General features: G+C 39.6%; 23 protein-coding genes and 1 pseudogene. 17 read left to right on the forward strand and 7 right to left on the reverse strand.

Going from position 1 to position 26,608, the window contains the following annotated elements:
• Positions 1 to 8: 8 nt before the first annotated feature.
• The 3 genes from yidD to rpmH form a co-directional block, all read right to left on the reverse strand.
• Positions 9 to 284: a membrane protein insertion efficiency factor YidD gene (gene yidD / locus J8L73_RS16920; RefSeq protein WP_138612309.1), complete on the reverse strand. Its 276-nt coding sequence runs from the start codon at positions 282 to 284 to the stop codon at positions 9 to 11.
• Between the two features lie 125 nt (positions 285 to 409).
• The gene (gene rnpA, locus J8L73_RS16925; RefSeq protein WP_058548190.1) at positions 410 to 835 is read right to left on the reverse strand and encodes a ribonuclease P protein component; all 426 of its coding nucleotides are present in this window, start codon (positions 833 to 835) and stop codon (positions 410 to 412) included.
• A 7-nt stretch (positions 836 to 842) separates the two neighbouring features.
• Entirely contained in the window at positions 843 to 977 is a 135-nt protein-coding gene (rpmH, locus tag J8L73_RS16930) for a 50S ribosomal protein L34 (protein WP_004335215.1), read from the reverse strand.
• Positions 978 to 1,495: 518 nt separating this feature from the next.
• Here rpmH and dnaA point away from each other — a divergent pair.
• The 9 genes from dnaA to J8L73_RS16975 all read left to right on the forward strand — a co-directional run bounded on the left by dnaA (position 1,496) and on the right by J8L73_RS16975 (position 13,429).
• Positions 1,496 to 2,887 carry a chromosomal replication initiator protein DnaA gene (gene dnaA, locus J8L73_RS16935; protein ID WP_138683988.1) on the forward strand — a complete coding sequence of 464 codons (1,392 nt, stop codon included), beginning with the start codon at positions 1,496 to 1,498 and terminating at the stop codon, positions 2,885 to 2,887.
• A gap of 13 nt (positions 2,888 to 2,900) precedes the next feature.
• On the forward strand, positions 2,901 to 4,004 hold the full coding sequence (gene dnaN / locus J8L73_RS16940; RefSeq protein WP_138683989.1) for a DNA polymerase III subunit beta: 1,104 nt from the start codon (positions 2,901 to 2,903) through the stop codon (positions 4,002 to 4,004).
• 15 nt (positions 4,005 to 4,019) lie between these two features.
• A complete protein-coding gene (gene recF, locus J8L73_RS16945; protein ID WP_211018843.1) occupies positions 4,020 to 5,114 on the forward strand; it encodes a DNA replication/repair protein RecF in 1,095 nt (364 codons plus the stop codon).
• A 12-nt stretch (positions 5,115 to 5,126) separates the two neighbouring features.
• Complete coding sequence (gyrB, locus tag J8L73_RS16950) at positions 5,127 to 7,553, forward strand: DNA topoisomerase (ATP-hydrolyzing) subunit B (RefSeq protein ID WP_058548186.1); 2,427 nt, start codon at positions 5,127 to 5,129, stop codon at positions 7,551 to 7,553.
• Between the two features lie 141 nt (positions 7,554 to 7,694).
• The gene (glyQ, locus tag J8L73_RS16955) at positions 7,695 to 8,597 is read left to right on the forward strand and encodes a glycine--tRNA ligase subunit alpha (RefSeq protein WP_013463645.1); all 903 of its coding nucleotides are present in this window, start codon (positions 7,695 to 7,697) and stop codon (positions 8,595 to 8,597) included.
• A gap of 1 nt (position 8,598) precedes the next feature.
• On the forward strand, positions 8,599 to 10,668 hold the full coding sequence (gene glyS / locus J8L73_RS16960) for a glycine--tRNA ligase subunit beta (RefSeq protein ID WP_211018845.1): 2,070 nt from the start codon (positions 8,599 to 8,601) through the stop codon (positions 10,666 to 10,668).
• Positions 10,669 to 10,742: 74 nt separating this feature from the next.
• On the forward strand, positions 10,743 to 11,192 hold the full coding sequence (locus tag J8L73_RS16965; RefSeq protein ID WP_211018848.1) for a hypothetical protein: 450 nt from the start codon (positions 10,743 to 10,745) through the stop codon (positions 11,190 to 11,192).
• A 132-nt stretch (positions 11,193 to 11,324) separates the two neighbouring features.
• Positions 11,325 to 12,683 (forward strand): AAA family ATPase, encoded by a 1,359-nt coding sequence (locus tag J8L73_RS16970; RefSeq protein ID WP_211001606.1) that lies wholly within the window; start codon positions 11,325 to 11,327, stop codon positions 12,681 to 12,683.
• On the forward strand, positions 12,680 to 13,429 hold the full coding sequence (locus J8L73_RS16975; protein WP_211001605.1) for an HNH endonuclease: 750 nt from the start codon (positions 12,680 to 12,682) through the stop codon (positions 13,427 to 13,429). Before J8L73_RS16970 ends, J8L73_RS16975 begins: the two co-directional genes overlap by 4 nt.
• Here the strand turns inward: J8L73_RS16975 and tusA are convergent, their stop codons facing one another.
• From tusA to fadB, 3 genes are all read right to left on the reverse strand, one after another.
• Positions 13,430 to 13,669, reverse strand: coding sequence for a sulfurtransferase TusA (gene tusA, locus J8L73_RS16980; protein ID WP_004335190.1), 240 nt, complete (start codon positions 13,667 to 13,669; stop codon positions 13,430 to 13,432). It lies immediately after the preceding gene.
• 264 nt (positions 13,670 to 13,933) lie between these two features.
• A complete protein-coding gene (fadA, locus tag J8L73_RS16985) occupies positions 13,934 to 15,103 on the reverse strand; it encodes an acetyl-CoA C-acyltransferase FadA (RefSeq protein WP_211001604.1) in 1,170 nt (389 codons plus the stop codon).
• 4 nt (positions 15,104 to 15,107) lie between these two features.
• Positions 15,108 to 17,267, reverse strand: a complete 2,160-nt coding sequence (gene fadB / locus J8L73_RS16990) for a fatty acid oxidation complex subunit alpha FadB (protein WP_211018850.1) — start codon at positions 17,265 to 17,267, stop codon at positions 15,108 to 15,110.
• Positions 17,268 to 17,461: 194 nt separating this feature from the next.
• On the opposite strand from fadB, the gene J8L73_RS16995 reads away from it, so the two are divergent.
• From J8L73_RS16995 to J8L73_RS17030, 8 genes and pseudogenes are all read left to right on the forward strand, one after another.
• Positions 17,462 to 19,348, forward strand: coding sequence for a transglycosylase SLT domain-containing protein (locus J8L73_RS16995; RefSeq protein ID WP_211018853.1), 1,887 nt, complete (start codon positions 17,462 to 17,464; stop codon positions 19,346 to 19,348).
• Between the two features lie 149 nt (positions 19,349 to 19,497).
• Complete coding sequence (gene pepQ, locus J8L73_RS17000) at positions 19,498 to 20,820, forward strand: Xaa-Pro dipeptidase (protein ID WP_211018855.1); 1,323 nt, start codon at positions 19,498 to 19,500, stop codon at positions 20,818 to 20,820.
• Positions 20,821 to 20,908: 88 nt separating this feature from the next.
• On the forward strand, positions 20,909 to 21,523 hold the full coding sequence (locus J8L73_RS17005) for a YigZ family protein (RefSeq protein ID WP_211018857.1): 615 nt from the start codon (positions 20,909 to 20,911) through the stop codon (positions 21,521 to 21,523).
• A 96-nt stretch (positions 21,524 to 21,619) separates the two neighbouring features.
• Positions 21,620 to 23,071, forward strand: coding sequence for a TrkH family potassium uptake protein (locus J8L73_RS17010; RefSeq protein WP_058548174.1), 1,452 nt, complete (start codon positions 21,620 to 21,622; stop codon positions 23,069 to 23,071).
• A gap of 29 nt (positions 23,072 to 23,100) precedes the next feature.
• Positions 23,101 to 23,757: pseudogene (locus tag J8L73_RS17015) on the forward strand (flagellar brake domain-containing protein).
• Positions 23,758 to 24,223: 466 nt separating this feature from the next.
• Positions 24,224 to 24,436, forward strand: a complete 213-nt coding sequence (locus J8L73_RS17020; protein WP_211018859.1) for an EF-hand domain-containing protein — start codon at positions 24,224 to 24,226, stop codon at positions 24,434 to 24,436.
• 142 nt (positions 24,437 to 24,578) lie between these two features.
• The gene (locus J8L73_RS17025) at positions 24,579 to 24,791 is read left to right on the forward strand and encodes a calmodulin (protein WP_211001597.1); all 213 of its coding nucleotides are present in this window, start codon (positions 24,579 to 24,581) and stop codon (positions 24,789 to 24,791) included.
• Between the two features lie 77 nt (positions 24,792 to 24,868).
• Positions 24,869 to 25,084 (forward strand): EF-hand domain-containing protein, encoded by a 216-nt coding sequence (locus J8L73_RS17030; protein ID WP_211018861.1) that lies wholly within the window; start codon positions 24,869 to 24,871, stop codon positions 25,082 to 25,084.
• 65 nt (positions 25,085 to 25,149) lie between these two features.
• Here the strand turns inward: J8L73_RS17030 and trkA are convergent, their stop codons facing one another.
• Positions 25,150 to 26,526, reverse strand: a complete 1,377-nt coding sequence (trkA, locus tag J8L73_RS17035; RefSeq protein ID WP_058548169.1) for a Trk system potassium transporter TrkA — start codon at positions 26,524 to 26,526, stop codon at positions 25,150 to 25,152.
• Between the last annotated feature and the right edge of the window lie 82 nt (positions 26,527 to 26,608).

Below are 26,608 nucleotides of genomic sequence, written 5' to 3' on the forward strand. Positions count from 1 at the left end.
AACAGCTCTTATTTCTCGTGTTGGTGGTTAATATGGGTTAATTTTTCAGGTACGGGGTCTTCTCCGCCTGAATGTAAAGGATGGCATTTTAATATGCGTTTAAGTGCTAACCAACTCCCTTTTACAAATCCATGCAAATTAATTGCTTGAATCGCATAATGAGAGCAGCTTGGATTAAAACGACAATGCGGGCCTAGTAGTGGGCTTATCCACATTTGATAACCGCGGATAAATAACACTAAACAACGCTTTGGAATAGCAACAAGTGGTTTTAGTAACCTCATGGTGTTTATGCCCCTGCGTATATTTAGTGAATAGATACCATGTATTTAAAGGCTCAATTAGAGATTTTAAACGCATGATTAAAAGGTGAGCTAAAGATACATTAATTAACCCTGCAATTCTATTGCTATCGGGGTTGTTTATTAGATTTAGCTGATTTGTTTGGGCGTTTTTTAAAAGGTGGTGGTTTAGGTGCACCAGGTTTGCAGCGTTCATTTATTTTACGCCACAGTTTAGTTAACTGTTTGGTTAACTCTTCATTAGACTGCTCATCAACACCAGATTTAACCATTAGCACAATATCGATATTATCTAAATTGTGTTTATTTAAACGAAAACTTTCGCGAGCGAGTCGTTTAATACGGTTACGTTGGCATGCCTTTTTTACACGTTTTTTAGCGACAGTAAGTCCTAACCTAGGTTTGTCTTGGTCATTGGGTTTTGCTAAAAGAGTAAAGTAAGGAGTTGCAGCCCGAGCGGGTTCGTTAAATATGCGAGAGTAATGCGAGGGAGTTAACAGACGTAACTCCCTGCCAAAGCTAAAGTCTTCCACTTATAAATTAAGCAGAAAGAACTTTGCGGCCTTTAGCGCGTCGACGTGCTAATACTTTACGGCCATTTACAGTTGCCATGCGAGCACGGAAGCCGTGTGCACGTTTGCGTTTTAAAACGCTAGGTTGAAAAGTTCTTTTCATAACAATCTCATCCGATCGGTTAAAGTTAAAACATCCTATACAGGTCGCGATCCTGGCATAGGTGCCATTGCGAGCGCGAGATATTATAGATTAAGTAATGTAAAGTCAATCATAATTACGTTAGCTCAATAGGGTTTATTTACTGTTTCAAAGGGATCTTATAAGGGTGATCAAGTAGGATCATCATAAATAAAGAGTTTTCCACAGCCCTTGTATAAAAAGTGAATAAAAGCGGGGGAAAAGTAAATTGGATCGTAAATTTGGTTCGCGATCTTCGTGTTATTTTGTTATGATCACTCCTCAGTCTTTAAAATGAAAACTGTTTTAAATCAGTCTGTTAATGATTTTATACATCGATATCAACAATTTAATAAAAATCAATCTTTTACTTGTGGATAAAGTGCCTTCATAATACCCAGTCTTGGGTCGCTTATTTGGCCAACTGAACGTAATAAATGTATGATTTTTAATCATTAATGATGTGCGGGAATAAAAATTATATCTCTGGGAGTTTAACTGTGTATCTGTCGGTTTGGCAAAGTTGTTTATATGTATTGCAAGATGAGCTGCCTTCGCAGCAATTCAGTATGTGGGTAAGACCACTTCAAGCAGAAAGTACCGAAGATACCTTAACTATTTATGCACCTAATCGTTTTGTGCTTGATTGGGTTAGAGAAAAGTACCTAAATAGAATTAACGAATTATTAGTAGAAATTTGTGGTGTAGAAGCACCAGAGCTGCGTTTTGATGTAGGTAGCAAGCCTTTATTAAACACTCAAGTTGCGCCAGCTGTTGAAACTCAATCAGCGCCAAGTGCTCAGCAAACAACTGCAAAACAACAGCCACGAGAACAAAAGCCTGTTGTTGAACCTGCTCCTAAGTCAGGTTATAAATCTAATATAAAAGAAAACTATACCTTTGATAGCTTTGTTGAAGGTAAATCTAACCAGTTAGCAAAAGCTGCAGCAACTCAAGTTGCTGATAATCCAGGCTCTGCTTTTAACCCTGTATTTATATATGGCGGAACAGGTTTAGGTAAAACTCACTTATTACATGCAGTAGGTAATGGCATTATGGCAAATAAGCCTGATGCTAAAATTGTTTACATGCATTCAGAGCGCTTTGTACAAGACATGGTTAAAGCACTACAAAATAATGCGATAGAAGAATTTAAGCGTTACTACCGTAGTGTTGATGCATTGATGATCGATGACATTCAGTTTTTTGCTAATAAAGAGCGTTCTCAAGAAGAATTTTTTCATACCTTTAATGCGCTACTTGAAGGTAATCAGCAAATAATTTTAACCTCAGATAGATACCCAAAAGAAATTGAAGGCGTTGAAGACCGTCTTAAATCTCGTTTTGGCTGGGGTTTAACTATTGCTATTGAGCCACCAGAGCTTGAAACGCGCGTTGCTATTTTGATGAAAAAAGCCCAGCAGAGTAAAATTAATTTACCGCACGAAGTGGCCTTTTTTATCGCTAAAAAATTACGTTCAAATGTGCGTGAATTAGAAGGTGCACTTAACCGTGTAATAGCTAACGCCAATTTTACGGGTCGTCCTATTTCTATCGACTTTGTAAAAGAAGCACTGCGTGACTTACTAGCACTACAAGATAAGCTTGTAACCATAGATAACATTCAACGTACAGTAGCTGAATATTACAGAATACGTGTATCTGACCTGCTATCTAAGCGCCGCAGTCGCTCTATAGCAAGGCCTCGCCAAGTAGCAATGGCATTATCTAAAGAATTAACTAATCACAGCTTACCTGAGATTGGTGACGCATTTGGCGGGCGTGACCATACCACCGTATTACATGCGTGTCGTAAGGTAAAATCACTACGTGATGAAAGCCATGAAATAAAAGAAGATTATCAAAATTTAATAAGAACATTGTCATCTTAGGGCTGACTTTATTATGCAAATAACAATTTCAAGAGAACAATTTTTAAAGCCATTAGTGCAAGTATCGGGTGCTATAGAGCGTAAGCATACGTTGCCTATTTTATCTAACGTATTGTTAGTGGTAGAAAACGGACAACTATCAATGACAGGGACAGACCTTGAAATTGAGTTGGTTGCAGGCGTTTTTGTAGGTGAAGATATTGCTGATACAAAATTAACTTTACCCGCTAAAAAATTACTCGATATTTGTAAAAGTCTACCTGATGGTTCAGACCTTACTTTAAGCTTGCAAGAGCACCAACTACTTTTAACAAGTGGTAAAAGTCGCTTTTCATTAACTACGCTAGCTGCTGAAGACTTTCCTAACTTAGAGCAGTGGGATGGTGAAGTTGAGTTTCAACTTACTCGTATAGAGCTTCGTAAATTACTTGAAAGCACACATTTTTCGATGGCTAATCAAGACGTACGCTATTACCTAAATGGTATGTCGTTTGAGGTTGATAACACTGATATAAAAACAGTTGCGACTGATGGCCACCGTTTAGCTATTGCTCAAAAAGAGCTGACGCAATCACTTAATACACAGCGCCAATTAATTATACCGCGTAAAGGTGTGCAAGAAATTATGCGCCTTATGGTTGCTGATGATGAATTAGTAACAATTCAGTTTGGTGCTAACCATATTCGTATTATTGATGTTGAGTTCACGTTTACCAGTAAATTGGTTGATGGGCGTTTTCCTGATTACCGTCGTGTATTACCACGTGGTGGTGACAAAGTGATTACAGCTAATCGCGAGTGGTTGCGAAATGCTTTTCAACGCGTATCTATTTTATCTAACGAAAAATTTAGAGGCGTGCGATTAAATCTTTCAAACGGTTTACTTAAAATTACGGCTAACAACCCAGAGCAAGAGCAAGCTGAAGAAGTGGTAGAAGTAAACTACGAAGGTGATGATTTAGAAATTGGATTTAATGTGTCTTATGTACTTGATGTTTTAAACACATTAAAAACTGAAGATGTTTTATTTACATTAGCCGATTCAAATAGCAGCGCACTTATTGAAGGTGCAGGCGATGAAGAAGCTATGTATGTCGTTATGCCAATGCGCTTATAAGACTATAAATATATAATGAGCTTAAGTCATTTGAGCCTCAAATATTTTCGTAATATTGAGGCATTGACGCTAGAACCAGTCAACGGCGTTAACATAATTTATGGTGAAAATGGCAGTGGAAAAACCAGCCTTTTAGAAGCTATTTATTACCTTTCTCACGGCAAATCTTTTAGAACTCCAAAACATAAAAGCATTATTTCGCATCAGCAAGAACAATTTGTAATTCATGGGCGTAAGTCGCTTCATGATTTATCGATCCCCATTGGTATTAGCAAAACCCAAAGTGGTGAAACTAATTTAAAAATCCAAGGTAAAGCAAGTAGGAAAATGTCTGAGCTTGCGCAATTAATGCCGGTACAAATAATTACGCCTGAAAGCTATTCTTTATTTTTTGGTGGCCCGAAAGAACGCAGAAAGTTTTTAGATTTAGGTTTGTTCCACGTGGAACATGAGTTTTTTTATTTATGGCAGTCGTTTAATAAAGTATTAAAACAACGCAACGCGCTACTTAAAACTAAGCCTAAGAATTATTTTGACCAAATTAGGTTTTGGGACAAAGAATTTGTTAGACTGGCTGAACAAATAAATAAATTAAGAATAGCGTATATAAGTAGGTTTAAGCAGCAATTTTTTGATAAAATGTGTGCAGAATTAACGCTTATACGCGATTTAGAAATTAGCTATAACGCTGGATGGAAAGAGACTGAATCTCTTAACGAGGCGTTAGAGCAAAGCTTTGAGCGAGATTCTCGCCAAGGGTTTACAAGTAAAGGGCCTCATAAGGCTGATTTTAGTTTTAGTGTCGCTGGCAACAGCGTGGAGAACACGTTCTCACGCGGTCAATTAAAGTTGCTATTGTATGCGTTAAAAGTAACGCAAAATAGTTTAATTGAGTCAGAGACAGATAAGCAATCTATATTGCTAATAGATGATTTACCTTCGGAGTTAGGCGAAGATACAAAAGAGAAAGTGGGGCAATTACTTGCTCACTGCAGTTCTCAAATTTTTATTTCTTCAATTTTATCTGAAAGTATTTCTGCTGTGGTGGAACCCATGAAACGAGAACTACAAATGTTCCACGTGAAACATGGCAACCTAATAACAAGATAAGTGGGATTAACCATGTCTGAGAATTATGACTCGTCGAGTATTAAAGTACTTAAAGGATTAGACGCAGTAAGAAAGCGTCCTGGAATGTATATAGGGGACACCGATGATGGCACAGGCTTACACCACATGGTGTTTGAAGTAGTTGATAACTCTATCGATGAAGCCTTAGCAGGTCATTGTGATGATATTTATGTAACTATTCACTTAGACGGTTCTGTCTCAGTACGAGATAACGGTCGTGGTATCCCAACTTCTATCCATGAGGAAGAAGGCGTATCAGCAGCCGAAGTTATCATGACGGTACTTCATGCTGGTGGTAAGTTTGATGATAACTCTTATAAAGTATCAGGCGGCTTACACGGTGTTGGTGTTTCAGTTGTAAATGCACTTTCTGAAAAGTTAAAGCTTACAGTTCGCCGTGAAGGTAAACTTCATCAGCAGTTTTATACTATGGGTGTGCCAGATGCACCACTCGCTATTATTGGCGACTCTGAAACAACAGGTACTGAATTACGCTTTTGGCCAAGCGGTGAAACATTTACAAACCTAGATTTTCATTACGATATTTTAGCTAAGCGTTTACGCGAGCTTTCATTCTTAAACTCTGGCGTTAGTATCATTTTAAGTGATGAGCGTGAAGAAAATAAATCTGACCACTTTAAATACGAAGGTGGTATTCAGGCTTTTGTTGAATACCTAAACCGTAATAAAACTCCAGTGCATAAAGGTGTATTCCACTTTACTCACGAACGTGAAGAAGATGGTATCAGCGTTGAAGTATCAATGCAGTGGAACGATGGTTTCCAAGAAAACATCTACTGTTTTACAAACAATATTCCACAACGTGACGGTGGTACTCACTTAGCCGGTTTTAGATCTGCGCTAACACGTACACTGAACAACTATATGGAAAAAGAAGGCTTTAACAAAAAAGCTAAAACAACCAGTAATGCAACGGGCGATGATGCACGTGAAGGCTTAACTGCAGTTGTTAGCGTTAAAGTTCCAGATCCTAAGTTTTCATCACAAACCAAAGACAAGCTAGTATCAAGCGAAGTTAAATCTGCGGTTGAACAAGCAATGGCTGAAAAATTCACTGATTTCTTATTAGAAAATCCAATGGATGCCAAAATTGTTGTCGGTAAGATTATTGACGCTGCTCGTGCTCGTGAAGCGGCGCGTAAAGCACGTGAAATGACACGTCGTAAAGGCGCAATGGATTTAGCTGGCTTACCGGGTAAGCTTGCAGATTGCCAAGAAAAAGACCCAGCCCAATCTGAACTATATATAGTGGAAGGGGACTCTGCTGGCGGATCAGCCAAGCAGGGACGTAACCGTAAAAACCAAGCTATTCTTCCGCTTAAAGGTAAAATTTTAAACGTAGAAAAAGCGCGTTTTGACAAAATGTTATCTTCGCAAGAAGTAGCTACGCTAATTACTGCACTAGGTTGTGGTATTGGTCGCGATGAATATAACCCTGAAAAACTACGTTATCACCGCATCATTATCATGACCGATGCGGATGTGGATGGTTCTCACATTCGTACGTTACTACTTACTTTCTTCTACCGTCAAATGCCGGAAATTGTTGAACGTGGGTATATCTACATTGCACAGCCGCCGCTTTATAAAGTGAAAAAAGGTAAGCAAGAGCGTTATATTAAAGATGATCCAGCACTCGTTGATTACTTAACTTCATTAGCACTAAATAATGCCGCACTTTATACAAGTGCAGATGCAAGTGCGATTGAAGGTGAAGCACTAGAGCAAATCGTTCATGATTACCAAAACACAGTTAAAGTAATTGAGCGCTTAAAACGTAAATACCCTAATACGGTAATGGAACGTTTAATTTATCAAAGCGAACTGAAAACAGATGACCTTTCAGACGAAGCTAAAGTAATTGCTTGGACTAAAGAACTTGTTGATGACCTTATTGAACGTGATGAAGATGCAACAATTTTCCATGCGGGCACTGAGCATGACGCAGAGCGCAACCTATACTTCCCGGTTGTGAATATTCGTCAGCACGGTGTTGATAAAGCACACGTACTTCATCATGACTTTATTGCATCACGTGACTACCAACGTATTGCTGTGACTGGTACTAACATTGCAAATATCCTTGGTGAAGGCGCATATATTCAACGTGGTGAGAAAACAAAACCTGTTGATAACTTTGTGGATGCTTTGGAATGGTTGATCACAGAATCTAAGCGCGGGATCTATATTCAACGCTATAAAGGATTGGGTGAGATGAACCCTAGCCAACTGTGGGAAACGACAATGGATCCTAGCGCTCGTCGTATGTTACAAGTAACTATTGAAGACGCAGTTGCTGCGGATCAATTGTTTGCAACATTAATGGGCGATCAAGTTGAGCCTCGTCGTGACTTTATTGAAACGAACGCACTACGCGTAGTTAACTTAGACGTGTAAAAAATTATACTTACATCTTAAAAGGAGCCTAATGGCTCCTTTTTTATTTTATCAACCGCACAAACTGCTTAAAACCTGAGTGTGCACAAGGTATACTGAGGGTAATTTTCACGCTACTTCTCAGATAGTAAAAAGCCAAATATGCAAAAATATGACGTTAAAACCTTTCAAGGTTTGATCCTGGCTTTACAGGATTATTGGGCGCAGCAAGGCTGTGTCATTATTCAACCACTTGATATGGAAGTGGGCGCAGGGACATTTCACCCGCAAACATTTTTAAAATCGATTGGCCCAGAGCCAATGTCGAGCGCGTACGTTCAGCCGTGTCGTCGTCCTACGGATGGCCGCTATGGCGAAAATCCAAATCGCTTACAACATTACTACCAATTTCAAGTAGTACTTAAGCCATCGCCAGATAACATCCAAGAGCTTTACTTAGGCTCGTTAGCGGCAATGGGTATTGATACTCTTACTCACGAAGTTCGCTTTGTAGAAGATAACTGGGAATCACCTACGCTAGGCGCATGGGGCTTAGGTTGGGAAATTTGGTTAAACGGTATGGAAGTAACGCAGTTTACCTACTTTCAACAAGTAGGCGGTTTAGAGTGCTCACCGGTAACAGGTGAAATCACTTACGGCCTAGAGCGTTTAGCAATGTACATTCAAGGCGTAGATAGCATTTACGACCTAGTATGGGCTGACGGTCCACTAGGGCGTGTAACATACGGCGACGTGTTCCATCAAAATGAAGTAGAGCAATCTACTTATAACTTTGAACATGCAAACGTAGAAGACTTATTTGCACAGTTTGATAAGTGTGAAGCAGAAAGCCAAAAGTTAATTGAAGCTAACTTACCACTACCTGCATACGAACAAGTAATGAAAGCATCGCACGCATTTAACTTGTTAGATGCACGCCACGCAATATCGGTAACAGAACGCCAGCGTTATATTTTACGCGTTCGTGCGTTATCTAAAGCGTGTGCACAAAGTTATTACGATGCACGTGAAGCGCTTGGTTTCCCGCTGTGTAAGGATAAGTAAAATGTCAGCACAAAATTTATTAGTAGAAATTGGCACAGAAGAGTTGCCACCAAAAGCTTTGCGTAAATTAGCAGAAGCCTTTGCTGCAAATTTAACTCAAGAGCTAGAAACACTAGAGTTAGCACACCAAGGTGTAAGTTGGTATGCATCGCCTCGTCGTTTGGGTTTACAAGTAAAATCGCTTGAAGCTAAGCAACAAGACAAAGAAGTAGAAAAGCGCGGCCCAGCTACAAAGGCAGCGTTTGATAGTGAAGGTAACCCAACTAAAGCAGCGATGGGTTGGGCGCGTGGTTGTGGTATTGACGTAAGTGAAGCGCAAACACTTGAAACCGATAAAGGCGCTTGGTTATTGCACATTGCTAAAGTAGCAGGGCAAGAAACTAAAGCGCTAATGACAGATGCCATTGCAAAAGCGTTAAGTAAATTACCAATCCCTAAACCTATGCGTTGGGGCGCGAATAAAACACAATTTATTCGCCCAGTTCATACCGTAACTATTTTATTTGGTAATGAGTTACTAGAAGGCGAAATACTTGGCAAACAAGTAAGTAACCAACTACAAGGCCATCGTTTCCATCACCCAGAAAAAATTAGTATTAACCATGCTGATGATATTTTTGATGTACTTAAATCGGCTTATGTTATTGCTGACTACGAGCAGCGTAAAGCACAAATACGTACACAAATAGAAGAGGCTGCAAGCGCAGTTAACGCTGTTGTCGCGATGGATGAAGACTTACTAGAAGAAGTAACATCACTTGTAGAGTGGCCAGTTACTTTAACAGCTACATTTGAAGAAGCATTTTTAGATGTACCAGCCGAAGCGCTAATTTACACCATGAAGGACGATCAAAAGTACTTCCCGTTATTAGATCAAAACGGCAAACTTTTAAATAAGTTTTTGTTTGTATCTAACATCGAAAGTAAAGATCCAAGTGTGGTTATATCAGGTAACGAAAAAGTAGTGCGCCCACGTTTAGCCGATGCACAATTCTTCTTTGAAACTGATAAAAAGAAAACATTAGAAAGCCGTTTAGAGTCGCTTGATACCGTTTTATTTCAAAAGCAGTTAGGTACGCTTAAAGATAAATCTGTACGTATTAGCGAGCTTGCCGGTTACATTGCAGAGCAGTTAGGTGCCGACAAAGACCTTGCAAAGCGTGCTGGTTTATTAAGTAAAACTGACTTAATGACCGAAATGGTAATGGAATTTACCGACGTACAAGGTGTTATGGGTATGCATTACGCTCGCCACGATGGAGAAGCTGAAGATGTAGCTGTTGCGCAAAACGAGCAATACATGCCACGCTTTGCAGGCGACAACTTACCTACAAACCTAATTAGCTGCGCGGTAGCGATTGCAGACAAGTTTGATACGCTGGTGGGTATTTTTGGTATAGGCCAAGCACCAAAAGGTGATAAAGACCCATTTGCGCTTCGTCGTGCTGCTATTGGTGCACTACGCATCATGGTAGAAAAAGAACTTCCGCTTGATATTTTAGACCTAGTAGCAAAAGCACAAACCCTGTTTGGCGATAAGTTAACTAATCTAAATGTATCAACGGATGTATTTGATTTTATGCTAGGGCGTTTTCGCGCATGGTATCAAGATGAAGGTATTGAAGTAGACGTAATTCAAGCTGTGCTTGCACGCCGTCCGACTAAGCCAGTTGATTTTGATCGCCGTGTTAAAGCGGTAAGCCATTTCCGTACATTAGACGAAGCAGAAGCGCTTGCAGCGGCTAATAAGCGTGTAGGTAACATCCTGGCTAAAAACAATATTACTAATCAGGGTGATGTTGATGAGAGCTTATTAAGCGACGACGCCGAAAAAGTATTAGCATCACAAGTGGCAAAATTTACCACTGAGCTTGCACCACTTTATGCAGATGGAAACTACCAAGAGGCATTAAGCCAATTAGCGGGTATTCGTCAAAGTGTTGATAACTTTTTTGACAACGTAATGGTTATGGCCGACGATGAAGCAGTTAAGCAAAATCGTCTTGCGCTACTAAGCCAGTTAAGCGGGTTATTTTTAGGTATTGCAGATATTTCTGTACTACAAAAATAAGCTAACTTAGCAATTTAAAAAGCCAGCGATTTGCTGGCTTTTTAGTTTTCACAGAACGTAGAGGATACTCACTGATGCTCCCAATGAAACGAATTTTAACACTCGCTATTGCCGGCTTACTTACAGCCTGTACTAGCCAAATTTCTATTAACGACGTACTGCCACAACAAGAGCTAGATAAAACCATTTACTTAAGAGGCGACTTTACGCTTTGGGATGCTGAGCCTCAGTATCAATTTATGCCAGTAGGTCCAGCGCTTTACCAAGCAGAAGTTAAATTTAGTACGCCAGGAAAAGTATACGAGTTTAAAATAGCCGATGCCGATTTTAGTGAAGGCTACAATTGCGGCTATAGTGACGCACAACCTGAAGGGCAAAAACTAACACTTGGCCAACCAGCGCTTGCAGACTGTAATACTATTTATAATTACTTTAGCTATACACCCGCAATAAAAGGCACCTACATAGTAAGCATTGATTACAGTGACTACGATAAGCCGAAAGTGACGATAAATAAGAAGTAAATATTTTAAAAATTATTGAGCCCTAAAAATAAATTTATAGTGGGCTTAATTAACTCCTAAATTACAGAGTTTGTATATTCTTATGCTATAGTCCTTTCATATTTCAGTTGTATTTAGTACAGAGCGAACACCATGTTAAGCAGCATTTTCATTCAAAACTTTAAACTGTTTTCCGACTCGAAATTCACATTGAATTCAGAATTTAATTTGATTGTTGGTGTGAACGGTTGCGGTAAAAGCTCTCTGCTTAAAGGTGTAGCAATTTCCCTAGCTGGCTGGGCTCATGCCTACATTAAGAGTAATGATAACCTGAGACCAATTAAATTTGATGAGGTTAGGGAGATCGAAAATAACGGACGTTTTGATAAAGCACAAACTACAAGAATTGAAGCGTTAGGTGAGTTTCCTATTATTAATAGGTTTAATACTTTTACTTATGGAAAAGTAAAGTGGACAAGAACTCGCTTTGAGGGAAATAGTGAGACATATATAAGCGGAACTATTCAGTACCAAAATAGCGGTACGAAGACCTACAATGGGAAAGAGTATTCATTAAACCTTTCAACACTTGGAAGTGACGTACTCAACTACATTGAAAAAGGTACTAATTTTGATTTACCTTTGATTGCTTTTTATGAATGCGATCGTCTGTGGATCTCTAAAGATAAAATAGATATTGAAGATTCTGCAAAGAAGCAATACTCAAGGTTTGAACCTTATTTAGATTGTTTTCATACTGGAGCAGATGATAAATCTATTGCTGTTTGGTTACTGAAGCTTGAATTAGCAGAATTACAAAAGAAAATAAAGTCACCAATGAAAATGGCGATCGAATATGCTGCCAAAAAAGCTTTAGAAAGTTGTGTGGGATTTGGATTTGATTTTGATGAATCAAGGGTAATGGTTAGGTTTGAAGATGGAAGCTCCACACCATTTGAGCACTTGAGTGACGGACAGAGGACAATATTAGGACTTTTTTGCGACATAGCTAGAAGAGCTGCAATATTGAACCCTCATTTGGAAGAAAGTGTCTGCGAAAAAACAGAAGGAGTTGTACTAATTGATGAGCTTGATTTACACCTCCATCCAAAATGGCAAAGACGTGTAATTGAAGATTTGAGAACTGTATTCCCCAAAATTCAATTTATTTGCACAACACACTCCCCATTTCTAATTCAATCTCTCAGATCAAGCGATGAACTAATCATGTTAGATGGTGAGCCTTTGATTGAGTATTCGAATAAAGGAATTGAAGAAATTGCTAAAAACATGGGAGTAAATAGGCCTGATGTCTCTGTTCAATATGAGTTACTAAAAGAAGTTGCGCATAGCTTTTTAGAAACGTTAGATAATGATCGGCTTTCACCATCGGAGTTTCATCAAAAATATCAAACTCAATTAGCTGAGTTAATTAAACCTTACTCTGATAACCCAGCTTATCAAGCTTTTCTAGAACGTAAATATACAGCTAGAACTGGCTTTGAATTATGAGACCAGTAAAAAAGGGGGCAACACCAGTTGCTGCATTTAATAGGTATGAAGACGCTTTTGACTACCTTTTAGATAGAGTGGGAATCGGCGAATGGAGTGGCATTAAAATTGGGCAATACTGCAGCTATTGTGAAAGGTGTATTCAAACTAATTTAGCTGTTGAACATATTGAGCCTAAAAGCGGCGACTTTGCAAAACCCGAATTACAAAAAGAGTGGAGTAATTTCTTACTAGCCTGTGTGAATTGCAATTCTACTAAGGGAGCTAAAGAGGTCGATTTAGGATCTATTTTTCTCCCCGATAGAGATAATACCTTCAGAGCTATTCAATATAAGCAAGATGGAACTATCGAACCAAAAGATGGGTTAAGTGAGCATGATAGGCAACTGGCAATAAATACAATTAATCTATTAGGGCTAAATAATAGTATTAACTCTGATTTGAGTGGTGTTGCTAAAGATCGTAGGGTTCAAAGACTAAATGTATGGATGATTGCACTTAATGCATATGAAGATTTTCAAAACTGTGTTGACAAAGAAACGTTACAAAGAACTATTGTTCGAGAAATGCTATCAAATGGTTTCTTTAGTATTTGGATGAAGGTTTTTGAAGAAGAGATAAATATAAAAAAATTATTTATAGAATCAGTAAAAGGAACTAAAGATAGTGGATGCTTTGATGAGTTTGGTGCAAGTAATTCACAACATCCAAATGGAGATAATCTAGAATCAGGTGGTAAAATTTAGCTAAAGCCCTTTCTTCACCACATATCTATACGGTGCTTCTTCTGCATCTTTAGCCACCAGCGTGTGATCCATAAATGTACAAAAGCTCGGAATGTCGCGAGTTGTAGATGGGTCATCTGCGGTTATTAATAACGTTTCACCATCATTCATTTTACGAATGGCAGCACGTACCATCATTACAGGTTCAGGGCAGCGAAGACCTATGGCATCTAATTGGTGATCGGGGTTATCAAAGCTCATATTAAGTTGGCCTGTTTAATTAAAATGATTGCTGTGTACGAAGTGCTTAAGCATAGCAATTAATAAGTTTGCAAGTTTAACGTAATTTTAAGTGTAATTTAACTATTTTACTTATCTTAAGGTCTGCAATAGTGGGTAATATAATTATATATTATGCTTCATAAAAGCTGGTTTCACTTAATTGAAGGGAATAAAAAAGGCGAACTAACATAGGTTAGTTCGCCTTTTTAATCACCAAGATGGTTTACATGTTTAAGCTAATAGTTAGTCTTGAACACGTTCAAATACAGTGGCAATGCCTTGGCCTAAACCAATACACATAGTTGCTAAACCGTATTTTGCATTTTTATCTTCCATTAAGTGAATAAGCGATGTGCTAATACGCGAACCCGAACAACCTAGAGGGTGACCAAGTGCGATTGCGCCGCCGTTTAAATTCACTTTTTCATCAACTACGTCTGCTAAACCTAAGTCTTTAAGTACAGGCAGTGATTGTGCTGCAAAGGCTTCGTTAAGCTCTGCTACGTCGATGTCATCAATTGTAATACCCGCTTGTGCAAGTGCTTTTTTACTTGCTGGTACTGGGCCGTAACCCATGATTGATGGATCGCAACCAGCAACAGCCATAGCTCTAATGCGTGCACGAATTGGTAAACCAAGCTCTTTTGCTTTTTCTTCGCTCATTACTAACATCGCTGATGCGCCATCAGAAAGTGCAGAAGACGTACCCGCAGTAACCGAGCCAGAAGCCGGATTAAATACTGGGCGAAGCTGAGATAAACCTTCAACCGTTGTTTCAGGACGAATTACTTCATCATCTTCAACTAAAATAAGTGAGCCATCGGCTGCGTGACCTTCCATTGCTAAAATTTCGCGGCGGAAACGTCCTTCAACTGTTGCAGCATGTGCACGTTGATGTGAGCGATAAGCAAACTCGTCTTGCTGCTGACGGCTAATACCGTGAATAGTAGCAAGGTATTCAGCTGTTAAGCCCATAGAGCCAGATGCTTGTGCAATTGATGTAGCTAAGCCTGGGTGAAAATCGTTACCGTGAGTCATAGGTACGTGACCCATGTGCTCAACACCACCAATTAGGTAAGTGTCGCCAGCGCCGGTCATAATGGCGCGTGCTGCGTCATGTAATGCTTGCATTGACGAGCCACATAAACGGTTAACGGTTGTAGCAGGTACTGAATGTGGAATACCCGCAAGCAGTGATGCGTTACGTGCAACGTTAAAGCCTTGCTCTAATGTTTGCTGTACACAACCCCAATAAATGTCGTCAATTGATGCTGGATCAACCGCTGGGTTGCGTTCTAATAAGCCCTTCATTAAATGAGCGCTTAAGTCTTCCGCACGCTTGTTTTTAAATACGCCGCCTTTTGAGCGACCCATTGGTGTGCGGATACAATCTACAATTACTGGATTATTCATGATATTAACCTTCCACCTTATAGAAAACACGACCTTCTTCGGCCCATTTGCGAGTTTGCTCTGATACTTGATAAATCGCACCTAGGTGAGCATATTTGTCTGCTGATGCAACAAAGTTAGCTAAACCAGTTTGATCTAAGTAACGGAACGCGCCGCCTCTAAATGGAGGGAAACCAACGCCGTATACAAGGGCCATATCAGCTTCTTGAGGAGAAGCAACAATGCCTTCTTGTAAACAAAGTAGTACTTCGTTGATCATTGGGATCATACAACGGTCAATGATTTCTTGTTTATCAAATTCTTTAGGTGCATCAGTGATTGGTGCTAGTAGCTCAACTGCTGTTGCATCGCCTGATTTTTTAAGACGACCACGACGGTCTGTTTCGTACTTGTAGAAGCCCGCTTTGTTCTTTTGACCAAAACGTTTTTCGTTAGCAAAAACAGTGACCGGATCTTTTTCTGCACGTGCCATACGCTCAGGAAAACCGTCTGCCATTACGCCAGTACAATGATAAGCCGTATCAATACCTACAACATCAAGTAGGTAAGCCGGGCCCATTGGCCAGCCAAATACGTTTTCCATTACTTTATCTACTTTTGTAAAGTTAGCGCCTTCAACCACTAATTTGCTAAAGCCTGCAAAGTAAGGGAATAAAACTCGGTTTACAAAAAAGCCTGGGCAATCGTTAACAACGATAGGTGACTTGCCAAGTTTAAGAGCGTAATCAACTACTGCGTTAATTGTTTTATCTGAAGTTTTTGCACCACGAATAATTTCTACTAACGGCATTTTTGGCACTGGATTGAAAAAGTGCATACCACAGAAGTTTTCTGGTTTATCAAGTGCTTCTGCAAGCAAATCAATACAAATAGTCGATGTGTTTGATGTAAGTACAGTGCCTTCAGGCATGTTCTTTTCAAGGTCAGCTAATACGGCTTGCTTAACTTTAGGGTTTTCTACTACGGCTTCAACAATAATGTTGGCGTTTTGTAGGTCAGCATCGTTAAGCGTTGGTTTAATTTTGCTAAGCGTTGCTAGCATTTTTTCCATTGGCATATGGCCGCGTTTAACTTTTGCACCAAGTAGTTTAGACGCTTCGCCCATACCTAAATCAAGCGCATCCTGTTGGATGTCTTTCATTATGATTGGTGTACCTTTATAAGCTGACTGGTATGCAATACCGCCGCCCATAATACCTGCGCCTAATACAGCAGCTTGTTTAATTTCAACATCGCTGTGCTTAGCAAGTTTGCGTGCTTTACCTTTAATAAACTGGTCATTTAAGAAAATACCGGTTTGTGCTGCAGCTTCGTTAGTGCGCGCAAGTTTTGCAAAGTTAGCATTTTCGATTGCCATTGCTTCATCGCGAGTACAGTTTGCCGCTGCTTTAATGGTGCGTACTGCCATAACCGGAGCAGGATAGTGGCCTTTGGTTTTACCCATTACCATACCTTCTGCCATAGCAAAGCTCATGCCTTGCTCAACGCGGTTTAATTTAAGTGGCTGTAGTTTTACGTTGCGTTTTGCTTGCCAATCTAACTTGCCAGCAATTGCTAATTCAAGTGTTGCTATGCTTGACTCTAGTAGTTTGTCAGTACTAACTACCGCGTCAAACGCACCTACTTTTAAGGCATCAGCTGCACGGTTTTCTTTACCAGAGGTGATCCATAACATAGCGTTATCGGCACCAATAATGCGTGGTAGGCGCACCGTGCCACCAAAACCAGGCATTATGCCAAGTTTAACTTCTGGTAGGCCCATTTTAGCTGTTTCACTTGCAACACGATAATCGGTAGCAAGTGCCCACTCACAACCACCGCCAAGTGCCATACCGTTTATAGCGCTTAGTGTTGGGAATGGTAGATCTTCGATAGCGTCAAAAACGTCGGTTGCGTTTTTGATCCACGTTACTAATTCTTCTTCTGGTTTAGTAAATGTAGGTAAAAATTCGAAGATGTCGGCACCAATAATAAAGTGGTCTTTATCACTGGTAAAAATCATGCCTTTGATATCAGTATTTGCGGCTAATTCTTTTAATGCTGCCGCGCAATCTGAAAGAGTTTTTTGAGATAGTGTGTTTACAGAACCTGCAACACAAAACTTAAACTCGGCGATGCTTTCCTTAAGGAAGCTAACTTCAAAGGAATCGCTTTTATATAACATTATTATTCTCCCTAGTTGACGAACTAAGACTGGTACGATGAGTTTGCATTTCAATCAGTGTGCTTGCTTTAAATTAAAAATGCAACGAAAAATTTAACTCGGTTACAAACGGCTGGTTAAAATATAGCTGGTTTGGTGCTAAGGTGTGATGGAAAGTTTTTAGTCATCGCTTTAATTTTTTATTAAAGGACATTATGAAAAAATATTTATTAAACGTTGCGGCAGCTGCATTTATATTTCCTCTTTATTCTGCCGAGGCGAGTATCGATAACGATGCATTTTTAGATGCTGAAAAAAAAGCACGTTATGGTAGTTATCAAGACTTTAAAGAAGCAGTTAGTGGGCTTAATCATCCGCTGAAACCGTATGTTGAAAAAACCTATTGGCAGCGTAACCCAAACTTTAAATACCAAGCTGAAATAGAAGACTACTTAACTGTTTATCAGCATACGCCATTAGAATGGCCTGTGCGAAAAGCGTGGTTAGAGTATTTAAAAGATAAAAACAAAAAAGCGGCATATATTCGTAATTATCGCGAAACCTCAAATGCAGAACTTACGTGTACTTATTTGGATTTTCAGCTTGATTTAGGTGCACCTGAAAAAGCAATTTTTAATCAGGTGACTGATCTGTGGGCGGTTGGTAAGTCGCAACCAAATGAGTGTGATGCGCTTTTTTCTCAGTGGCGTAAAAAAGGCTACATGAAAGAAGACACCGTATGGCAACGCGTTACACTCGCAGCGCAAGGCGGTACGCAAAGCTTATTACCTTATTTAAAAACGCTATTGCCTAAAAATGAACGCTATTTAGCTGATTTATATTTAAAAGTACGTCGCGACCCAAGTGCAGCAGCTGGTTTATACCGTTATAAAAATAAATCGGCTAAAGAAGGCGAAATAGCTCTTTACGGAGTTAAGCGTTTAATTTGGCGTGACAAAGAGCTTGCATTAAAAGCATGGGAAAAGTTAGAAAAAATATTCAACTACAGTGAGGCTTCTAAGGCTGATGTGTATTACACCTTTGCGCTATCGCTTGCATCAAGTGGGCACAAACAAGCTAGCTTTTGGCTAAATAAAGTACCTAAAGACCGACAAGATAAAAAGCTCATACAATGGCAGCTGGGTAATATGCTCAAAACCCAAGATTGGGAAGGCATAGCTGCATTTTTTACAGGCAAAGAAGATTTAAGTTTAGGTCAACAATATTGGTTAGCGTACAGCTATGCTAAACGTGGTGAGCAACAAAAAGCGGACGATATTTGGAGAAAAGTGGCTACTAATCGCGATTATTACGGCTTTTTAGCTGCTGCGCGTTTAGGGCTACCTATTGATTTAAATAACCACCCTTTGGCAGTTGATCAAAAGTTAGTTGATAAAGTGAGTAATGCACCAGGATTTAAACGTGCAAAGGCGCTTTACGATATAGAACGATTTACCTCAGCGCGCCGTGAGTGGAATTACTTAACAGATACCTCTAGTGCTGACGAAAAGTTAGCTGCATCAATACTCTCTACCGATTTAGGTTGGCACGACAGCACTATTTTTACACTCGCTAAAATAAAAGCATGGGATAATGTAGAGCAGCGTTTTCCGTTTGCATATAAAGATGTATTTGAGCGTTACAGCAAACGTAGCAAAATAGACCCCGCATGGAGTATTGCAATTGCAAGGCGTGAAAGTTCGTTTGCGCCAGATGCACGCTCACATGCTAATGCGCGCGGTTTAATGCAATTATTGCCAAGTACTGCTGAGTACGTAAATAAAGGGAGTGTATCGAGCAATCGCTTGTATCAGCCTAAAACTAATATTAAGTTAGGCACAAGCTACTTACAGTATTTAAAAAAGAAAAACCATGGCAACGAAGTACTAGCAACGGCTTCCTATAATGCGGGGTATCATCGTATAAAACGTTGGTTACCCGATGAGGCAATACCCGCTGAGTTATGGGTTGAGCTTATTCCGTATCGCGAGACCCGCGACTATGTAAAAAATGTATTTGCATATAGGCAGGTGTATCACACTCGAATGGGCCGAGAAGGTAATGTGCTTGCGCCGCTCCTTGAAATGAAAATGGGCGGTTAAATATATGATACCCATCGAGTAATAACTAAACACGGTTGGTACAAGTATTAAGAAGGGGGATATTTACATGTTAAATATCCCCCTTTTTTGAGCGCTCACTCTTTAAGTGGTAGACTCAAAGCAAGTTAAATTTAAAAGATGGATTAACAATGGATAAATTAGCCGTTTTATATGCAGAGCATATTGCCACATTGCAACAACGTACGCGTACAATTTGTGAGCGTGAAGGGCTCGAAGGTTTAGTTATTCACTCAGGCCAAGCTAAGCGCCAGTTTTTAGACGACATGTATTACCCGTTTAAAGTTAATCCACAATTTAAAGCTTGGTTGCCTGTAATTGATAATCCACATTGCTGGATTGTGGTTAATGGCAGCGATAAGCCAAAGCTTATTTTTTATCGTCCAGTTGATTTTTGGCATAAAGTTCCCGACGAGCCACGTGACTTTTGGGCTGAGTACTTTGACATAGAGCTATTACTACAGCCCGATCAAGTAGAAAAGCTACTTCCATACGATAAAGCTAAATATGCGTATATGGGCGAGTACATTGAAGTAGCACAAGCACTTGGTTTTAGTTTAATGAACCCTGAGCCTGTACTAAATTATTTTCATTTTCATCGTGCATACAAAACGCAGTACGAGCTTGAATGTTTACGCCAAGCTAACCGTATAGCAGTAGACGGGCATAAAGCCGCACGCGATACGTTTTACAACGGTGGTAGCGAGTTTGATATTCAACAAGCGTACCTCATGGCCACACGCCAAAGCGAAAACGAAATGCCATACGGTAATATTGTTGCGCTTAACGAAAACTGCGCTATTTTGCACTACACACATTTTGACCCTAAAGCGCCGCATACTCATAATTCGTTTTTAATTGATGCAGGTGCAAACTTTAATGGCTACGCTGCTGATATTACTCGTACATACGATTTTAAAAAGCAGGGAGAATTTGCTGAGCTTGTTAATACTATGACGGCTACGCAAATTGAGTTAGGCAAAGGTTTAAAGCCAGGTATGTTATATGGCGATTTACATGTTGAGTGCCATAACCGCATTGCGCAAATACTTAGCGACTTCAAAATTGTAAACTTACCAGCGGCAGAAATTGTTGAGCGTAAAATTACCTCTACTTTTTTCCCGCATGGACTAGGGCATCACCTAGGTTTACAAGTGCATGATATGGGCGGTTTTATGAGTGACGAAAAGGGCACACATCAACCATCGCCTGAAGGGCATCCGTTCTTGCGTTGTACTCGTAGAATTGAGAAAAACCAAGTGTTTACTATTGAGCCTGGTTTATACTTTATTGATTCACTGCTTGGTGATTTAGCACAAACCGACAATAAGCAGTTTATTAACTGGGACAAAGTTGAGACGTTTAAACCTTATGGCGGTATTCGTATTGAAGACAACATTATTGTTCACGAAGATAGCCTAGAAAATATGACTCGTGATTTAGCGCTCGACTAAATCCTTATAAAGACGAGTTAGCTAATACGCGCTAAAATACGCGAATACAAAGGGGCCTTTTGGCCCCATTTTTAATTGAGCTTTAATTATGTCTGAATATAAATACCCTGCCGAAGATGTGTTTCACCAAGAAGAAATTAAAAAAAGCACTTTTATTGTTCATATAGCTCATACGCCTGATTTAAATGCAGCTAAAGCGTTTATTAAAAGCATTGAAGAAAAGTACTCAGATGCTCGCCATAACTGTTGGGCGCATGTAGCGGGTAATCCTGGTGGCAGCCATGTTTATGGTTTTTCAGATGATGGAGAGCCAAACGGCACAGCAGGCAAACCTATGTTAAATGTGCTGGTGGGGTCGGGGCTTGGTGAAATTACCGCAGTGGTTACACGTTATTTTGGGGGGATTAAGTTAGGCACAGGTGGTTTAGTGCGTGCTTATGGCGGCTCACTTAATAATGCGCTTACTCAACTTAAAACAGTCACGAAAGTACCTAGCGTAGAAATAATTGGCCAAAGCGAATACAACATGCAAGGTGCAATAGAGCAGTTATTAAAAACCAGTTATCAGGTACTTAATATTGATAAGCAATTTACTGCTAATATTGAATGGGCGATCACAATAGATAGTCGACAAGCCCAGCAAGCGATAAAAGATATTTTTGATTTAAGCCACGGCGCAGTTGAGTTAACTATTAAAGAGTAATAACCTACACAAATTGCATTTAATGCATACCTGTTTAATTTGATCTGATTGAAGTTATTCAATCTCAGTTTACTAATAATAAAAGCGATAAGCTAAATGCAATTTCGTACCATCATAAAAATTCTTGGCCAACTTGTTGCGCTGTTTAGTATTACCATGGTGCCACCGGCACTGGTGTCTTTAATTTATAAAGACGGTGGTGGTGTTCCGTTTGTTTTAGCATTTATATTCAGCGTTGTTATTGGCATGATGGCCTACTACCCAAACCGCCATGAAAACGGCGATTTAAAAGCACGTGAAGGCTTTTTAATTGTTGTTTTGTTTTGGTTGGTACTTGGGGCGTTTGCATCATTACCGCTTATATTTTTACAAGAGCCAAACTTATCTTTGGCTGATGCCGTATTTGAGGCGTTTTCAGGCCTTACAACCACCGGTGCTACTGTACTAACGGGTATTGAATACTTGCCAAAATCGGTATTATTTTATCGCCAGCAACTCCAGTGGTTTGGCGGTATGGGCATAATCGTACTTGCTGTCGCTATACTGCCCATGCTAGGTGTTGGTGGAATGCAGTTGTACCGTGCTGAAATACCCGGCCCAGTAAAAGACTCTAAAATGACCCCTCGTATAGCCGATACAGCCAAGCACCTTTGGTATATTTATGTGTCGTTAACTATTACGTGTATGCTGGCTTATTGGGCTGCTGGAATGGAGTGGTTTGATGCTATATGTCATGCGTTTTCTACGGTGGCGATCGGTGGCTTTTCTACTTACGATGCATCTATGGGGCATTTTGACAGCCCTATGATTAACTTTATTTGCGTGTTCTTTTTAATTATTGCGGCGGTTAACTTTTCTTTGCATTATGCGGCTGTTGCAAGCAGAAATATTCAAGTATACATACGAGACCCTGAGTTTAAGGTGTTTTTGTGTATACAATTAGCGCTGGTGGTTATTTGTTTTACAGTGCTTTCATCTAACGAAATATTTGCCAATGGCGACGAGACCCTCGATCAAGCTTTGTTTCAAGCGGTATCTATGAGCACAACGGCAGGCTTTGCTACCGATAACTTTTCTACTTGGCCGCTGTTTTTACCTATTTTACTTATATTTTCGAGCTTTATTGGTGGCTGTGCAGGCTCTACCGGTGGCGGTATGAAAGTAGTAAGAGTATTTTTACTTTACTTACAGGGCGTACGTGAGCTTAATAGGCTTGTACACCCGCGCGCTATATACTCTATTAAACTTGGCCGTAAAGCATTGCCAGATAAGGTTGTAGAGGCCGTATGGGGCTTTTTCTCGGCATATGCACTGGTGTTTATTATTATTATGCTGGCGCTTATGGGCACAGGTATGGATAACATTACGGCGTTCTCAGCTACTGCTGCGTGTTTAAATAATTTAGGCCCAGGCTTAGGTGATGTTGCCTCACACTATGGTGCAATTACCGATGGTGCAAAATGGTTGCTAACTATTGCTATGGTATTTGGCCGGTTAGAAATATTCACGTTATTAGTATTATTTACGCCTACTTTTTGGCGTGGCTAAACGTTATTAAACTAACTCAGGGGTAGAGTATGCCAGCGTCAAATCTAAACAAATTACACCAGCTTACTCCAAGTGGTTTGGTTGATTTAGAAATACACTAACCCCGACTGACAGCAAGTGTATTAAAACCGAGTTTGTAGGCTTGCTCGAAAATAAATTTATTATTTAAATTTCCCTAATTTAAAGCGCTTACCCGTTAGGAGTGATTATTTACGCGACGGTGTAACTGTCATAGTAAGAGCATTAATATAAAGCAATGGTGGGCAGATTATTGCCTTTTGACAACAAATTATGTCGGTGGCTACTCACCCTACTAGGTTGATCTTTATTAACTACCCTAAGCAAGTACAGCTTTTTCCTGCGCTTTTAAGCACGGATCCTTACCTTATTACCGGCTAAATTAAAAGTGAGCGATAACAGAGTACTTGAAGGCATCATCAAAGATATTTCACTCACAGGTGTTATGTTTGATATTAGAGGCGATCAACAAGACGAAGACCTAAAAAACATGCACTGTAATACTAGATACCAACAGTAAGGATTTTCAAGGTGAAATTTGCAGTGTAAAAGAGCACTCATCAGGTGTTAATTGCGGGATTAGGTTATTAGCCAGTGAAGATGAAATGAAAGCATTTATGAAAGAGCATTTTATCGACCCATCTGTACTTGATATGGCTGTAGAGTAATAACGTTTCGCCTTTTTGCAACAAAAAGGTATTTTTCGTCAAAATATTAAAAATATTTCTTCATTTAATTTAAAAATAAATATAATTTCTATAAATAACAGTTGGTTGAACTAGGTAAAAATAGAATGATTATTTTCACTGCAAACCTGCTTAGCTTAAAGTTTACTTAAATTTTTTAGGTAAAACCCCATCTTTCCATTAAATACTCAAAACTGTAGCTTTTTACTTAATTGTAACTAGCTGTTTTAGTTGAATTTAATTCTCCCTTAGTAAATCGCGTTGCTAAATAGCAACAAAAATCATAGCTAAAATCTTCAAAACAATGAAGAAAAAATCGTAACGAACTGATATTTAATGGCTTTTAAAGGTTGGCATTTAAGTTGTAATAGTCTGGGTGTACTGAACGAAAACGTGATTTAAAGTGAAAGACTTAATCGCACACACATAAATTTGAAGGATACATATTATGAAAAGCATTAATAAAACTTTAGCACTAATCGCTATTGCATCTTCATCAGCAGCTTTTGCAGCATCAGATTTTAATACGTTAGATGTAGATGGTAATGGCGCAATTAGCCAAGCAGAAGCATCGGTAGATGCAAAGCTAATGAGCATGTTTTCAGAGCTCGATACTGACCAAAATGGTGAGTTATCAAAAGAAGAGTTTTCAGAAGCTTAATTTAAAGTGATTTATCCTGAGTTGCCAAAGACAACCTAAGTAGGCAAGGGAGCTTACGAAAGAGGATAACAAGGAAGTGAATATAACTTTTATTTTAGCAAACCAATTTTTTGATAGAACATTGAATATGAAGGAATACGCTATGAAACATCTAAATAAAGCACTCGCTCTTATTGCTATCGCATCTTCTTCAGCTGCATTTGCAGCATCAGATTTCGATAGTTTAGACACCGACGGCAGTGGCGCAATTAGCCCAAGCGAAGCGGCAGTAGATACAGATTTAATGGCTGAATTTATTGAGCTAGATACAGACGGTAGTGGTGAGCTTTCTAAAGAAGAGTTCTCAGATTACTAATTAATCTTTAAAGGTTAAGCATTTTTCACAGTTAAGGATCTTTGAAAAGGACTTCCCATCTTACTAGGAATATTATTATGAAAACATTAAATACAACACTTGCAGTTTTAGTTTTAGCATCTTCATCAGCAGCTTACGCGGCAGTAGACTTTGCCTCATTTGATGCCGATGGTGATGGTGCAATCACTAAGCAAGAAGCGCAAGTAAATTCACAATTAGTAAAGATTTTTGATGATTTAGATGCAGACGGAAACGGCGAGCTTTCAAAAGAAGAGTTTGCAAAAGTACAGTAAGCAAACGCTTCATACTCCACTAAAGCCGCCTTAGTCAGCGGCTTTTTTGCATTTACGCCAAATAATTATAAAAATATAGCACTTACTTGGAATAGCTTTTCTACAACGGTAATGTGTTTTTTGTCGATTAAAAACATGATTACATGATCGCCCGACATGATAATTGTATCGTCGTGGGCTATAAGTACATCGTCGTTACGTACTATTGCGCCAATAGTAGTACCGGCTGGGAGCTTAATGTCGGCAATTGCACGGCCAACCACTTTTGAAGTGTTTTCGTCGCCATGAGCAACGGCTTCAATTGCTTCTGCTGCACCTTTGCGTAATGAGTAAACATTAACTATATCACCACGGCGTACATGAGTAAGCAATGCCGATATAGTGGCCTGCTGCGGCGATATGGCTATATCTATTTCCCCACCTTGTACCAAATCAACGTATGCACCACGCTGAATAAGTACCATGGTTTTTTGTGCGCCCATTCGCTTTGCAAGCATAGCCGACATAATATTTGCTTCATCGTCGTTAGTTACGGCAATAAATACGTCAACTTGCTCTATATGTTCTTCAGATAACAACTCTTGATCTGATGCATCACCGCAAAATACCACTGTGTTGTCGAGCATTTCAGATAGTTGCTCAGCACGCTCTTTACTGCGCTCTATTAATTTAACACTGTGGTTTTTTTCAAGTGAGCGGGCAAGGCCGGCACCAATGTTACCGCCGCCAGCAATCATAATTTTTTTGTAAGAGCGTTCTAGCTTTTGTAGCTCGTTCATCACCGCGCGAATATGCTTGGTTGCGGCTATAAAAAAGACCTCATCGTCGGCTTCAATTACTGTAGTACCCAGCGGTTTAATAGCTTTACCTTGGCGATAAATAGCCGCAACGCGGGTTTCTACATTAGGAATGTGCTCTTTTAAAGCAGAAAGCGCATAACCCACTAACAAGCCACCGTAATAAGCTTTAACAGCCACTAAGGAGAGCATACCATCGGCAAATTGTAATACTTGTAATGCACCAGGGTAGTCTATTAAACGGCGAATATATTTGGTCACGAGTGCTTCTGGGGCAATATAATGGTCGATTGGTAAATCGTCATTTTGGAAAAGTTTTTCGCGGTATTTTAAATATTGCTCTGAACGTATTCGAGCAATTTTAGTCGGGGTATTAAAAATACTATATGCTACTTGGCAAGCAACCATGTTCACTTCATCTGAACTGGTTACCGCTATAATCATATCGGCATCTTCAGCGCCAGCACGGCGTAGTACATCAGGGTGCGCACTGTGGCCCATAACCCCTTGTAAGTCGTACTTATCTTGAAGTTCACGCAGACGGTTGCCGTCTATATCTACAACCGTAATTTCGTTTTGTTCGCCAACTAAGTTTTCAGCAAGCGTAGCGCCAACTTGCCCAGCTCCGAGTATGATTATTTTCATTATTTACCCGTATTAGTAATCAACCTAAAAAGAGATTAATTACCGTTTAATTAAAAAAATAGCCATTTAATATCTCATAAAT

This window comes from Pseudoalteromonas sp. MMG006 (assembly GCF_018101025.1).
Lineage (GTDB): Bacteria > Pseudomonadota > Gammaproteobacteria > Enterobacterales > Alteromonadaceae > Pseudoalteromonas.

Excerpts from the sequence above, each read along its gene's own strand:
- yidD (WP_138612309.1), bottom strand. The coding sequence starts at position 284 with ATGAGGTTACTAAAACCACTTGTTGCTATTCCAAAGCGTTGTTTAGTG.
- rpmH (WP_004335215.1), bottom strand. The coding sequence starts at position 977 with ATGAAAAGAACTTTTCAACCTAGCGTTTTAAAACGCAAACGTGCACAC.
- dnaN (WP_138683989.1), top strand. The coding sequence starts at position 2,901 with ATGCAAATAACAATTTCAAGAGAACAATTTTTAAAGCCATTAGTGCAA.
- recF (WP_211018843.1), top strand. The coding sequence starts at position 4,020 with ATGAGCTTAAGTCATTTGAGCCTCAAATATTTTCGTAATATTGAGGCA.
- gyrB (WP_058548186.1), top strand. The coding sequence starts at position 5,127 with ATGTCTGAGAATTATGACTCGTCGAGTATTAAAGTACTTAAAGGATTA.
- glyQ (WP_013463645.1), top strand. The coding sequence starts at position 7,695 with ATGCAAAAATATGACGTTAAAACCTTTCAAGGTTTGATCCTGGCTTTA.
- glyS (WP_211018845.1), top strand. The coding sequence starts at position 8,599 with ATGTCAGCACAAAATTTATTAGTAGAAATTGGCACAGAAGAGTTGCCA.
- J8L73_RS16965 (WP_211018848.1), top strand. The coding sequence starts at position 10,743 with ATGCTCCCAATGAAACGAATTTTAACACTCGCTATTGCCGGCTTACTT.
- J8L73_RS16970 (WP_211001606.1), top strand. The coding sequence starts at position 11,325 with ATGTTAAGCAGCATTTTCATTCAAAACTTTAAACTGTTTTCCGACTCG.
- J8L73_RS16975 (WP_211001605.1), top strand. The coding sequence starts at position 12,680 with ATGAGACCAGTAAAAAAGGGGGCAACACCAGTTGCTGCATTTAATAGG.
- tusA (WP_004335190.1), bottom strand. The coding sequence starts at position 13,669 with ATGAGCTTTGATAACCCCGATCACCAATTAGATGCCATAGGTCTTCGC.
- fadA (WP_211001604.1), bottom strand. The coding sequence starts at position 15,103 with ATGAATAATCCAGTAATTGTAGATTGTATCCGCACACCAATGGGTCGC.
- fadB (WP_211018850.1), bottom strand. The coding sequence starts at position 17,267 with ATGTTATATAAAAGCGATTCCTTTGAAGTTAGCTTCCTTAAGGAAAGC.
- J8L73_RS16995 (WP_211018853.1), top strand. The coding sequence starts at position 17,462 with ATGAAAAAATATTTATTAAACGTTGCGGCAGCTGCATTTATATTTCCT.
- pepQ (WP_211018855.1), top strand. The coding sequence starts at position 19,498 with ATGGATAAATTAGCCGTTTTATATGCAGAGCATATTGCCACATTGCAA.
- J8L73_RS17005 (WP_211018857.1), top strand. The coding sequence starts at position 20,909 with ATGTCTGAATATAAATACCCTGCCGAAGATGTGTTTCACCAAGAAGAA.
- J8L73_RS17010 (WP_058548174.1), top strand. The coding sequence starts at position 21,620 with ATGCAATTTCGTACCATCATAAAAATTCTTGGCCAACTTGTTGCGCTG.
- J8L73_RS17020 (WP_211018859.1), top strand. The coding sequence starts at position 24,224 with ATGAAAAGCATTAATAAAACTTTAGCACTAATCGCTATTGCATCTTCA.
- J8L73_RS17025 (WP_211001597.1), top strand. The coding sequence starts at position 24,579 with ATGAAACATCTAAATAAAGCACTCGCTCTTATTGCTATCGCATCTTCT.
- J8L73_RS17030 (WP_211018861.1), top strand. The coding sequence starts at position 24,869 with ATGAAAACATTAAATACAACACTTGCAGTTTTAGTTTTAGCATCTTCA.
- trkA (WP_058548169.1), bottom strand. The coding sequence starts at position 26,526 with ATGAAAATAATCATACTCGGAGCTGGGCAAGTTGGCGCTACGCTTGCT.